Source organism: Clostridium sp. (assembly GCF_017888565.1).
In the GTDB taxonomy this organism is placed as follows: domain Bacteria; phylum Bacillota; class Clostridia; order Clostridiales; family Clostridiaceae; genus Clostridium.
Map to the genome: position 1 here is coordinate 33,432 of NZ_JAGHFX010000044.1, position 12,765 is coordinate 46,196.

Annotated in this window: 10 protein-coding genes; 7 read left to right on the plus strand and 3 right to left on the minus strand. The window is 28.0% G+C overall.

Annotated features, from left to right (window positions below):
- Positions 1–46: 46 nt before the first annotated feature.
- A complete protein-coding gene (locus J7M87_RS08025; protein WP_291650410.1) occupies positions 47–883 on the plus strand; it encodes a hypothetical protein in 837 nt (278 codons plus the stop codon).
- A 63-nt stretch (positions 884–946) separates the two neighbouring features.
- On the opposite strand, the gene J7M87_RS08030 is transcribed toward J7M87_RS08025, so the two are convergent.
- Both J7M87_RS08030 and J7M87_RS08035 read right to left on the minus strand, forming a co-directional pair.
- Positions 947–2,374 carry an alanine/glycine:cation symporter family protein gene (locus tag J7M87_RS08030; protein ID WP_291650412.1) on the minus strand — a complete coding sequence of 476 codons (1,428 nt, stop codon included), beginning with the start codon at positions 2,372–2,374 and terminating at the stop codon, positions 947–949.
- A 246-nt stretch (positions 2,375–2,620) separates the two neighbouring features.
- Entirely contained in the window at positions 2,621–5,284 is a 2,664-nt protein-coding gene (locus J7M87_RS08035; protein ID WP_291650415.1) for a PBP1A family penicillin-binding protein, read from the minus strand.
- A gap of 106 nt (positions 5,285–5,390) precedes the next feature.
- Here J7M87_RS08035 and yunB point away from each other — a divergent pair, with 106 nt between their 5' ends.
- Entirely contained in the window at positions 5,391–6,047 is a 657-nt protein-coding gene (gene yunB, locus J7M87_RS08040; RefSeq protein ID WP_291650417.1) for a sporulation protein YunB, read from the plus strand.
- A gap of 288 nt (positions 6,048–6,335) precedes the next feature.
- On the opposite strand, the gene hpt is transcribed toward yunB, so the two are convergent.
- On the minus strand, positions 6,336–6,863 hold the full coding sequence (hpt, locus tag J7M87_RS08045; RefSeq protein ID WP_291650419.1) for a hypoxanthine phosphoribosyltransferase: 528 nt from the start codon (positions 6,861–6,863) through the stop codon (positions 6,336–6,338).
- 406 nt (positions 6,864–7,269) lie between these two features.
- Between hpt and hflX the strand changes: the two genes are divergently transcribed.
- The 5 genes from hflX (at position 7,270) to J7M87_RS08070 (ending at position 12,750) form a co-directional block, all read left to right on the plus strand.
- Complete coding sequence (hflX, locus tag J7M87_RS08050; protein WP_291650421.1) at positions 7,270–9,066, plus strand: GTPase HflX; 1,797 nt, start codon at positions 7,270–7,272, stop codon at positions 9,064–9,066.
- 37 nt (positions 9,067–9,103) lie between these two features.
- Positions 9,104–9,715, plus strand: a complete 612-nt coding sequence (locus J7M87_RS08055) for a hypothetical protein (RefSeq protein WP_291650423.1) — start codon at positions 9,104–9,106, stop codon at positions 9,713–9,715.
- A 70-nt stretch (positions 9,716–9,785) separates the two neighbouring features.
- Positions 9,786–10,685 carry a nucleotidyltransferase domain-containing protein gene (locus tag J7M87_RS08060; protein WP_291650426.1) on the plus strand — a complete coding sequence of 300 codons (900 nt, stop codon included), beginning with the start codon at positions 9,786–9,788 and terminating at the stop codon, positions 10,683–10,685.
- A gap of 17 nt (positions 10,686–10,702) precedes the next feature.
- Positions 10,703–12,103, plus strand: coding sequence for a PLP-dependent aminotransferase family protein (locus tag J7M87_RS08065; protein WP_291650428.1), 1,401 nt, complete (start codon positions 10,703–10,705; stop codon positions 12,101–12,103).
- Positions 12,103–12,750, plus strand: coding sequence for a YigZ family protein (locus tag J7M87_RS08070; RefSeq protein ID WP_291650430.1), 648 nt, complete (start codon positions 12,103–12,105; stop codon positions 12,748–12,750). The genes J7M87_RS08065 and J7M87_RS08070 overlap by 1 nt, the downstream gene beginning before the upstream one ends.
- Positions 12,751–12,765 lie beyond the last annotated feature (15 nt).

Genomic DNA, 12,765 nt, shown 5'->3' on the forward strand with positions numbered 1-12,765 from the left:
TTAGATATTAAATTTAATACTAATACAAGAAATTAAGGAGGATACAATGAGACTAAAGAAAGGAACTATAACTTTTAGCATAGTTATTGTAGTATTATTAGTCCTTATAGTATTTATGATAAATAACATACTAAATAAAGGAACAAAAGAAGTTATTGTAGCAAAGAAATTTATAGAAAATTTGTCTGATAATAATATAATAGAGGAATATAAAAATAATAGCGAAATAGTAGAAGAAGCAACATTAAATAAACTTACTAATAAGAGTTCTCAAATACAATATTCTGTTATAGTGGGAAATTACGGAGTAGATATAGATAAAAATTATAATGTACTAGGGTTTTCTAATAAAAATTTAGGAAGTGCATCTATAAATAGTGTTATAGATGAAAAAAAGGCTATTGAGTTGGCAACAAAGTATGTTAATGAAATTACTAATGATGAGTTTAAATTTAAAGAAGTTAGGTCAAGAGAAGAAGAAAATAGTCCATGCTATAATATAGTTTTTTACAAGTATAAAGATGGATACCCTTACTATAAGCAGGAAATAAATGCAGTAATTGATAAAAGTAAAGGAAAGTTAGAAGGATATTCAAACTATCCTTTGGATCATGTAAAACATATTAAAGAAATAAATATTGATGAGGTTAAGGCTGGCGAGATTGCAAAAGGACACTTTGCTAATCTTAATTTAAAAGTTAGTGTTTTGGATAATCCTACGATTGCTTTCTTTTCTGTAAAAGATAACGAAATGGTATTATCATATATTTATAATGTAAAAGTAATTAATAATGATAAAAAAGAAGAAATACATGGTATATGTGTAAGGGCTGATTCAGGAGAAGTAATAAATTTCAATATAGATGCTGTAGCAATAAATTAATAAAAATAAAAAAATTAGTAAAAAAGAGATTTGAATAAATTTAATATTCAAATCTCTTTTTTATTAAACAACTATATCATTTTCATCATATGATTGCCATTCTATTATTTCATCAGAAAGCTCAGGAATCGATGACGCATCAAATATAGGATCTTTTATTCCAGATCTTTTTTGTTTTTTATAGTCATCTAATGCTTTAAAGGCTATTTTACTTAATAATACAATTGCTATTAAATTTATTATAGCCATAAAACCCATAAATACATCAGCTAAATTCCAAACTATATCCATGCTAACAAGTGATCCAAAGAATACCATTGCACCTACTGCAATTCTATAAATTTGTAAGTAAATCTTTTTATCAGTTATAAATTGAATGTTGGCTTCACCATAATAGTAATTTCCAACTATAGAGCTAAATGCAAAAAGTAAAATACAAATTGAAATAAATATTCCACCCCAAGAACCAACTTGAGAGTCAAGTGCTATTTGTGTAAGTTCTATCCCCTTAACAGTCCCATCAAGTGGTGCATCTGATAATAAAATTATAAATGCAGTACAACTACATATTATTATTGTATCAGTAAAAACACCAAGGGTTTGTATAAAACCTTGTTTAACAGGATGTGATACAGTTGCTGTGGCAGCAGCATTTGGAGCTGAACCCATACCAGCTTCATTAGAGAATAAACCTCTTTTTATACCTTGCATTAATGCAGCGCCGATTCCACCACCAACAATTTGATTTATACCAAAGGCATTTTCAAATATTAATTTTAGGACTGAAGGAATTTCACCTATATTTTTAACAACAATAAATAGAGCAACAACTATATATGCTATTGCCATTATTGGAACTAAAATACTTGAAACTTTAGCAATTCTATTTACTCCTCCAAAAATAATAAAAATAGTAAATATTGTTATTAATGCTCCAACGAATACTCTATTAAATCCAAATGAATTGTTTAAAGAAAGAGTAATAGTGTTTGCTTGAACTGAATTGAATACTAACCCAAATGCAATTGTAATAAGTAGTGCAAAAGTAACACCCATCCATCTTTTTTTAAGTCCTTTTTCCATATAATAAGCTGGACCACCTCTAAAAGTATGCCCATCTTTAACCTTATATATTTGAGCTAAAGTTGATTCTATAAAACTTGAGGCTGCTCCAACAAGTGCTATAAGCCACATCCAAAATATCGCACCAGGGCCACCAATTGCAATAGCAGTTGCGATACCAGCAAGGTTACCAGTACCAACTCTAGAAGCAGTACTTATACAAAAAGCTTGGAAGGATGAAACAGAATGCTCATTATTTTCAGCAGTAGCCCCATCTCCAAGAAGCCTAAACATTTCTTTTAGGTTTCCAAATTGAACAAATTTAGTCTTAATAGTAAAATAAAGTCCAATTATAATTAGCATAGCTATTAGTACATAAGTCCATAAAAAATCATTAAATTTTAAAATCATATTATTAAAAAATTCCATAAAATAAAAATCCCCCTTTTACTTATTAATTAATACAAATTTCATCTTAGATTATAATATATTAAACACAAAGAAAATGCAAGAAAAAAGTATTGGTAATTCATAAAATAGGATAAATAAGCTATTTTTTAATGATATGCGCAATATAATGAATTTAATTCTGACAACTTATGTATGAGAAAAAGTATATAAAGGGAAGTGTATAAAAAAAGAGAACCTTAAAGGCTCTCTTTTTGATATGTTTGATTAACCATTATCAGAATTTGGAGGTGGGGTAGTGTTATTATTACCATTGTTGTTAGGTTCATTGTTATTTTCGCCATTATTATTTTCTTCAGAGTCTTCCAATTCTATAGTTATTGTATCACCCTTTTTTGCTTTATCAGATGACAAACTTTTAATTATTCTAGTTTTAGCATTATTATTAGAAATTTTTACATTTACTCCTTTAGATTTTAGTAATTCTATAGCATTATCAGCATTGCTTCCTATAGTAATTCCTAAATCAGATAATTTAAATTCTTCATTTTTTGGAACAGACTTTGTATCATCCTTTTCTGTTGGAAGTACATATTGATAATCAGCTGTACCTGAAGAAGGGTTAGCTTTCTTTATAAATACTCTTTCTTCAATTAAATTTTTTGGAGTATTTTCTGTTGCAAGTTTGTTATTGTTTTTATTAACTTTCGCTGTTACGTGAACATCACAAACTCCTGTAGGCTCAGTTCCAGCAATGAACAACTCATTATATACTCTTGATCCTCTTGGGTCTCTATTACATAAATCTGTAGGCCTTTTTCCAGAGTCTCTACATATAGCAACACTAGTAACACCGCCCGGGTTTCCATCAAATTCTTTATATTCTAAGTTTTCATGTATTGGAGCCATAACAGCACCCCATAAAGATGCAGCAGATGAACTATAACTTGCTCCTCCCATTGCAGAACGATCATCGTATCCAATCCATACGGCACCTGAATAATATGGAGTTAACCCTGCAAATAGGAAGTCGTTAACCTTATTAGTAGTTCCTGTTTTTCCTATTACAGGCATATTAGAAAGTTTTGCTAGTGAGCCATCAAAACTTAAAGGACCTTTAAGTAAATCTCTCATTATATATGCAGTTTGAGGAGAAAATACTTGTGTTTGATTAAGTTTAGCTTCCAATATAACTTTACCAGTAGCATCAACAACTTTAGTATATAATAATGGCTCAGTATATAAACCATTATTACCAAAGGTTCCAAATGCAGAAGCTAGTATATATGGATTACCACCATCGACAGAACCGTCAGGATAAACACCTTCAAATTCTCCTAGAGATAAACCAGATAAAGTCTTTGAATTTTCACCATAAATTAATCCAAGTTTTTCTCCATAAGCTAATCCTGTTTCAACGCCAATTTTATCTTCAACCATAATTGTAGGTATATTTTTAGATAATGCAAGTGATTGTCTTGTTGTAATAAATCCATCAGATACTTTATTCCAGTTTGTTGGATTCCAACCAGGATATTTACTTTGAATAGATGATGGAAGACCTGCATCATCTAGTACTGTACCAGCAGTAATAGTTTTAGTATCTATAGCAGGACCATAAACAGTTAAAGGTTTTGTAGTTGAACCAATAGATCTTAGAGCATAATAAGCTCTATTTGTAGATCTAGCAGGTTGTTCACCTCTACCACCAACCATAGCTTTAACTTGACCAGTTCTATAATCCATAATTACAGCAGCGGCTTGTAATGCTGGTGTTCCATTTTCATCAGTAACTTCTGGATTAGCATATATATCAAGTTGTTGAATACTATTTCTATCATTTAAAACAGCTTGAGTAGAGTCCTGCATTTTTCTGTCCATAGTAGTATAAATTTTTAGACCACCAGTAGCAAATAATCTATCTACTTCCTCATCAGTGTATTTATATACTTCTTTTAAATCTCTTCTTACTTGATCTAAAGTAGGATATACAAACCATTCATAATTAATTTTGTAGTTAATAACTGTTTGAGAAAAAGCAAATTGATTTGCATCTGTAAAAGCATAAGCTTCGTCATATTCTTCTTGAGTTATATAACCTAAATCCCTCATTTTCATAAGAACAGTTTTTGTTCTATCTAAGTATATTGTAGGATCGGCTATATTTTCTGGGTCATAAGGACTATAAGCACTTGGTGCTTGAGTTAAACCAGCAATAAATGCAGCTTCAGGTAAAGTTAAATCTTTAGCACTTTTTTCAAAATAGTATTTTGAAGCAGCTTCAACCCCATAAATTTTGCCACCTAGAGGAATAGTATTTAAGTATGCTTCTAATATTTGATCTTTTGTAAGTTTACTTTCTAGTTTTAGTGAAAGATAAATTTCTCTAATTTTTCTTTCAATTTTAACATCGTTTGTTAATAATGTATTTTTTATTAATTGTTGAGTGAGAGTAGACCCACCTTGTACGTTTCCACTTCCTGTCAAGTAGTATTTTGCAGACCTTAGAGCTGAACCTAAAGTTCTTTTTATATCTACACCAGGATGCTTATAAAAACGTTCATCTTCAATTGAAATGTAAGCATCTTTTAAATACTTGGACATTTCATCTAACTTTACTTTATATCTTTCTTCTTGAGTTGGTAGATTATCAATATATTGACCTTCACTATCATAAAGCATTGAAGGTTCATTTAAAGCTAGAACCGAATTTACGTCAAGAGGTTCAGTACTTTTAATTATTGCAAATACATAACCAAGTCCAACAACAAAGCATAGAAGACCTGCTATTAATATTCCAAGAAAAGTACCTTTCAAAATTTTCTTATATTTAGGTTGATTTTTTTTATTTTTAGAATTTTTGCCATTGTTTTTATTTTTCTTAACATTAGCTTGGCTTTTTTCTGTTCTAGAAGTATCTTTATTAGCCATTTGTTCCTCCCTTGCAATTTAAAATTATTTAAAGTATAAAATAAATAATATAGATTATTATAGCATATTTATATAAAGAGTAAAATAATAACTCGAGAAGGTGTCTATGAAGTATTATACAAAAAAACCTAAAATGCGATTTCAAATTAAACATCCTAAACTTATACTGGTTATTATTGCCATTTTTGTCCTATTTAATTCTATATTGTATTTTTTTGATAAAAATATTTTACCAGCTGTTTTGACTATTGGAGAAGAGCAGTTAAAAAGAGAAGCAACAGAAATTATAAATGAAACTGCTTTAGATATTTATTCAAATCAATTTGATTATTCTGATATGATAATTATAGAAAAAGATAATGATGGGAACATAACAATGTTAAGAGCAGATACTGTAAAATTAAATTATTTATCATCAAAATTAATACTAGCATCTAATGATAAATTTGGTGAATTACAAGAGATGGGATTAGATGTACCCTTAGGTTATATGACTAAAAATTTAGTATTTTATAATTTAGGACCTAAAGTTAATATAAAGATGACTCAAATAGGTAATGTAACTAGCAGTTATGAGTCAGTATTTGAAAGTGCAGGAATAAATCAAACAAGGCATAAGATATATTTGAATGTTAATATGAAGATGAAGATAGTAGTACCATTAAATAGTAAGGATGTAGAAGTTACATGTCAAATACCAGTTGCAGAAACAATAATAGTTGGGAAAATTCCGAATACTGCAATTGAATTAAATAAACCTTGAGAGTAAATAATAAATTACAACTGATAATATATATTAACTAATCTATGAGTTAATATATTATAAGAAAATAAATAGGGACTGTTAAGAAAGTCTATATAATAAATGAGTAAAATAATTGGAAAGTTATAAGAATAAAATATGATTTAGTGAAACGTAATTGAAAATTATAAAAGCCCCAATTTGGGGCTTTTATTGTTATTAAATTACTTAATGATATTTAATATCTTATTATTTTATATGTATATTGTTAGTTGACATACTGGTATATTAAAAAATTAAATATAGATGTTATTTTGATTCCCAGTTAAATACATAAGGCACATTTCTATAGAAACTTTCATAGTCAAGACCGTAGCCTACAACGAATAAATCTTCTATTTCAAAACAACAATAATCTGGTTTCAAATCAACCTTTCTTCTTGAAGGTTTATCTAATAGAGTACAAGTTTTTACTGAATTAGCTCCACGTTTTTTCACATAATTTATTACAAATTCCATAGTGTACCCAGTATCTATGATATCATCTACTATTAATACATCCCATCCTTCTATATTATCAGGAATGTCATTTACAACTTTAACTTCACCAGTACTTTCTTCTCCATGTCCATAGCTAGATGTAGTCATAAAACCAACTTTAGCTTTACAATCAATAGCTCTAAACAAATCTGCTCCAAAAACAAAGCTACCTCTAAGAAGTGGAAGTACATAAAGCTTCTTGTTCTTATATTCCTCAGTTAAAACCTTTCCAAGCTCTGCTATTCTAGTTTTGATTTGTTCTTCTGTAAAAAGTATGTTTCTTTTCTTGTCATCCATTAGTTTAATCCTCCTAAAATGTTCTATATAAACCCTAATATTTTATAAAAATTATATTATAATATCTTTATAATAATTATACTTAATTAGATTTTGTAATATTAATTATATTATTATTTTTATATTACATATTATTTCAAATTCTTGCAACTCATTTTTGAAGACTTTTTGACCATAGTCTAAGTTTTATATTTAGAATTTAAAACATGATATTTATAAAGTATAACATGAATTTTATCTGTGTTATTTATTATATGTAATTGATTAAATATAATTTATATAATACAAATGGTATTTTAATTAGATAAACATAGATATTATATTGATTTGCCTATATTTACAAGAATTAATTAATAGTATAGAATTATATGAAAGTTGTTAATAGTATATAAGTGAGGTGGTATTAATGATATTTGGAAATATAGATGGTATTAAAAAAACTTATTTAGAAGAACTTGAAAAACTTTATAGAGTAAAGGTTTTAAAAGATGAAGTATGTAGTGTAGAAATAATAGAGGTAATATCAAGGTTAACATCTATTTTAGAGAGAGAAATAAGTGTTGCAGTAGATAGAAGAGGTAAGGTTGTTTCTGTTGCTATTGGAGATTCAACTTCAGTTGAAGTATCTATGATAGATATAAGGGAAAAGAGATTATCAGGTGTTAGAGTTATACATACACATCCTAATGGTTTTTCTAATTTATCTGCTCTTGATTTATCAGCGTTATTAAAATTGAAACTTGATGCAATTATGGCAATAGGAGTATATGAGGGGAATGTTACAGATTATTCTTTAGGAATGCTAACAATAACAAATGATTTATTAGATTATGAAGAAAAATTAAATCTTTCAATAGAGGAAGTACTTTCAATTCATATATTAGATAAAATTCATCATGTAGAAAGCATGATTAAAGAGAAAGAGATAGTAGAGGATGAGGCTGAAAAAGCTATTTTAGTTGGATCTGATACTAAAGAAAGTTTAGAGGAACTTAAGGAACTTACAAAAGCTTGCGATATACCAGTATTAGATTCGGTATATCAAAGTAGAAGTAAAATTGATCCAGCTTTTTATATAGGAAAAGGAAAAGTTTTGGAGATAGCTAGTTTAAGACAAAGTAGGCATGCAAATCTTATAATTTTTGATGATGAACTTTCAGGTTCACAAGTTAGAAATCTAGAAGCTGCTACAGGTGCTAAAGTAATAGATAGAACTACTTTAATATTAGAAATATTTGCAAGAAGAGCAAGAAGTAAAGAATCAAAAATTCAAGTTGAATTAGCTCAGTTAAAATATAGAATGGGTAGACTTCAAGGTTTAGGAACAGTCCTTTCAAGAACTGGTGGAGGAATAGGAACAAGAGGTCCAGGAGAAAAGAAGCTTGAAACAGATAGGCGACATATAAAGGAAACTATATATGATTTAAATGATGAACTAAAGAAAATAAAGAAAACAAGAGAAGTACAAAGAGAAAAAAGAACAAAAGAAAGCATTCCGAAGGTATCATTAGTAGGGTATACAAATGCAGGTAAATCAACTCTTAGAAATAAATTGTGTGATGTTGCAGCTCAAAAAGAGATACAAGGAAAAGAAAAAGTTTTTGAAGCTGATATGTTATTTGCAACTTTAGATATAACTACAAGGTCTATAATATTAAAAAATAAAGGGGTAGTTACTATAACAGATACAGTAGGATTTGTTAGAAAGTTGCCTCATGATTTAGTTGAAGCATTCAAATCAACTTTAGAAGAAGTAATATATTCAGATCTTTTATGTCATGTTGTAGATACTTCTTCAGATTCTGCGCTTGATCAAATCAAAGCTGTAGAAGAAGTATTAGAAGAGCTTGGAGCAAAAGATAAAGAAACTATATTAGTATTAAATAAAATAGATAATGCTACAGATGAACAAATAGAAGAGTTGAAAGTTGCATGTTCAGAATATAAAATTATTGAAATATCAGCTAAAGAAGGAATTAATTTAGATAATCTTCTTGATTTAATAGAAGAAAAATTACCTTATAAAATGAAAAAATGTGAATATTTAATTCCTTATGATAGAAGTGATATGAATTCATATCTTCATAGAAATGGAAGAGTTTTAGAAGAGGATTATAGGGAGAATGGAACATTTATGGTTGTTGAGGTAGATGACGAAGCTTATAACAAATCAAGTGATTTTATAATAAACATCCTTACTTAAGAATATACTGTAACAAACAAGTTATGGAGATGATTAAGTGCAAAATGTGATATATGAAGTAGCAATAGATTCATCAAATGACGAAGAAGAGATAACTCTTGAAGATGATCAAGCAGCAATAATTGGTAATAATACGAATTTGAATAATACATCAGGATTAAATGACACATCAGATGCATTAAATCATTCATCTTCTAACCCAGTAGATGATGCAGTGGCTAAAGTAACTACTTTATCTGCTGCATTAAATAGTATGCAAACTAATATAGGCTCAATAATTATAGGTGGTGAAGAAGAAAAATACTTTTATGATAGAAAGGTTAAACCACTATTAGACGAACTATATTTTCTTTCTTTATCAGCACAAGGTATATCTATAGCAGCGCAAAATTTACAATCTAATGCATATGCAAAAAAGAGGCAGATTAAACTTCCTGTTGATTTAACGCATGAAATAGTAAAAGAAGCTTATTGTATTTTAGATACTTTAAAGAAAAGAAATGCTATATATAGGCGTGCTGTTGAAAATGATATTGAAAGATGCGGAGATTTACCAAGCGATTACAAATCATGTTTTGACTGTTTGGATGAAGATTATAAATATTCTGAGAATGATAGTAAAAAAGATGAGGACTGCGATGAAGATTAGACTTTATTGCAGTTTTTTTATATAATAAATTGTAGTAATACAATGATAAATAATATAAGGGGGAATATTAATGGTGAAATCAATTATAGATTACCAAAGAGCTTATAAGGAAATTACAGAAATTCTTATGAAAAATACTGATGTAATAGCCATCTTTGTATTTGGAAGTATGGTTACTGGGGACTTATGGGAAGAATCAAATATAGATTTATTTGTAATATATAAAGATGAATTTGAACAGGTACGAGATTTATACTCAGAGATTATGGATATACCAATACATATAAAACTGTTAGGTAAAGAAGCTTTTAAAAAGAATTTTCTTGAGGCAGGAAAGCGAGATATAATAAGAAATTGTCTTATATCTTCTAAGCTAATATATTCAATAGATCAGGAAATAACAGAGCTTTATCAAAGACTTATATATATAATGGATTCAGATAAAGGAAGATGGAATTTAGTTTATCTAGGAAATACATTGAAAGAAATTGGAATATGTAAAAAGTATCTAAGTACAGGAAGTAGATATACTGCTTCAGAGCTTTTAATTAGAGCTCTAAGCAGCTTTTCTAATCTTTATTTAAGTATTAATGGTTATACTGTAAGCAAGGATTCATTGACTATGGCATGTAATTTAAATGATGAACTTAATGAAATGGTTAGAGAACTTTTTTATTCTGATATTAATGATGAAAATATAAAAAGTGTTTTAAATTACATTGAAGATTACTTAGAATATAATATTGAAGTATCTTCAAAAGATATTTTAGAATACATAAAAGAAGAGGATAAGCCATTAAGTGCTTCTGAGATTAAGAATAATGTATATTTTAAAAATTTTAATATTAAATTCGAAGAAATATTAAAACTACTATATAGGAATAATATTTTGACAAGAAGTGAAAGAAAATTTAAAGATTCCAAGGGAAGTTTACTTGCTGTTGAAAATGTATATAGTTATAAAAAATAATTTGCTTTGGGGGAAATATGAAAGAATTTGTTAAAATATCTTTTGAAGAGGAAATTCCTAAATATGTACAAATAGCAAATCATATAAAAAAATTAATAGATAATAAAGATATAAGTGATGGGGAAAAATTACCTACTATAAGAGAATTAGCAGATATCTTAGAAGTCAATAAAGTTACTGTGGTAAATGCATATAAAAAACTAAAATCAGATGGATATGCTTTTCAAAAAGTTGGTTCTGGAACATATGCTAAAAGAAAAGAGCTAACATCATTGTTTAATAGAGAATATTCTAAGGTATTTAAAAATATGTTACCTGAGGAATTGGAAAAGATTATAGATTTCACAGGAGAAACAAATACAGAAGTTTATTTTCCAATAAATGAATTTAAATCTGTAATAAATAAGGTTCTAGATAGGGATGGAGCAAATGCTTTAATAATAAAAGAACCCCTTGGATATGAAAAGCTCAGAGAAACCATAAATAAATCCTTTTGGAATAATAAATTAGATTTAGATAATATATTAATAGTTTCAGGAGCGCAACAAGGTATTGATATAGCATCAAAGGCTATCGTAAATATAAATGATAATGTTATAGTAGAAAAGCCAACTTATGGGGGAGCATTATCGGTATTTAAATGGAGAAGAGCTAATATATTTGAAATAGAAATTAAAGAAGATGGGGTAGATTTAGAAGAATTTGAAGAAGTATTAAAGAAGAATAAAATCAGTTGCTTTTATACTATGAGTTACTTTCAAAATCCTACTGGTATAAGTTATAGCCGTGAGAAGAAGCTAAGATTATTAGAGCTTTCAAAAAAATATGATTTCTATATTATAGAAGATGATTATTTATCTGAACTTATATATGATAATAATATAGTTCATGAACCATTAAAGAAACTCGATAAATATGAAAGAGTTATTTATATAAAAAGTTTTTCAAAGATATTTTTACCAGGAATAAGGCTCGGGTATATGATAGCACCAGGTTCATTTAATGAAATTATACAAAGTTCTAAGATAAATACTGATATAACTACTTCGAGCCTTATGCAAAGGGCTTTGGAACTTTATATAAGTGAAGGATTCTGGAAAGAACATATTGCTTATCAATGTAGGGAGTATAAGAAAAAATATAAACTAATAAAAAAATTAATTGAAGAGGAACTTTTGGATAAAGTAACATATATAGATCCTAAAGGAGGACTTTATTTTTATATAAAAATAAAAGATAAAAGTGTAACATCTAAGGAGCTATTTTATAAGTTGAAAAAAAGAAATGCATTTATTACCCCAGGGGTAATATTTTATAGAGATTCAAAGAATGGAGATTACTTTTTTAGGATTGGATTTTCTCAAGTAAGTAAAGAAAAGATAATAAAAGGTATAGGTCTAATTAAGGAGGAGCTTTAATGAGTTACATTACTATAAGAGATTTTGGAGAAGATAGTTTTATAGAGAAGAAATCAGAATTTATTGGTTATGCGAAAAGATGTGAAAGTGAAGAAGAAGCAAAGGCGTTTGTAACAGAAATAAAAAATAAACATAAACAAGCTACTCATAATTGTTTTGCATATGTTATTGGTAAGAATATGGGTATTCAAAGGTATAGTGATGATGGTGAACCACAAGGAACAGCAGGAATACCAATACTTGAAGTAATGAAAAAAAGTAATGTAACAGATTGTGCAATAGTAGTAACAAGATATTATGGTGGAATATTATTAGGTGCAGGAGGGCTTACTAGAGCATACGCAAAGGGGGCATCTATAGCACTAAAAGCTGGTGGAGTAGTTGAAAAAGTAAATGGAGTAAGATTATTATTTCATATGGATTACGATATGTTAGGTAAAATTCAATATAAATGCAATGAAAATAATTGGTATATAGAAGATACGGAGTATACAGATAAAGTTGTTGTGCATATATTAGCAGAAATAGAAAAATCAAATAATATTGAAAAAGAAATAATTGAAATATCAAATGGTAAAATAACAGTTAGCAAAGAAGATGAAGGAATATACTTTAAAGAAGAAAATAGACTTTATAAAGTGATTTAGAACTAATAATATGTG

Excerpts from the sequence above, each read along its gene's own strand:
- J7M87_RS08065 (WP_291650428.1), top strand. The coding sequence starts at position 10,703 with ATGAAAGAATTTGTTAAAATATCTTTTGAAGAGGAAATTCCTAAATAT.
- hpt (WP_291650419.1), bottom strand. The coding sequence starts at position 6,863 with ATGGATGACAAGAAAAGAAACATACTTTTTACAGAAGAACAAATCAAA.
- hflX (WP_291650421.1), top strand. The coding sequence starts at position 7,270 with ATGATATTTGGAAATATAGATGGTATTAAAAAAACTTATTTAGAAGAA.
- J7M87_RS08070 (WP_291650430.1), top strand. The coding sequence starts at position 12,103 with ATGAGTTACATTACTATAAGAGATTTTGGAGAAGATAGTTTTATAGAG.
- yunB (WP_291650417.1), top strand. The coding sequence starts at position 5,391 with ATGAAGTATTATACAAAAAAACCTAAAATGCGATTTCAAATTAAACAT.
- J7M87_RS08030 (WP_291650412.1), bottom strand. The coding sequence starts at position 2,374 with ATGGAATTTTTTAATAATATGATTTTAAAATTTAATGATTTTTTATGG.
- J7M87_RS08060 (WP_291650426.1), top strand. The coding sequence starts at position 9,786 with ATGGTGAAATCAATTATAGATTACCAAAGAGCTTATAAGGAAATTACA.
- J7M87_RS08025 (WP_291650410.1), top strand. The coding sequence starts at position 47 with ATGAGACTAAAGAAAGGAACTATAACTTTTAGCATAGTTATTGTAGTA.
- J7M87_RS08035 (WP_291650415.1), bottom strand. The coding sequence starts at position 5,284 with ATGGCTAATAAAGATACTTCTAGAACAGAAAAAAGCCAAGCTAATGTT.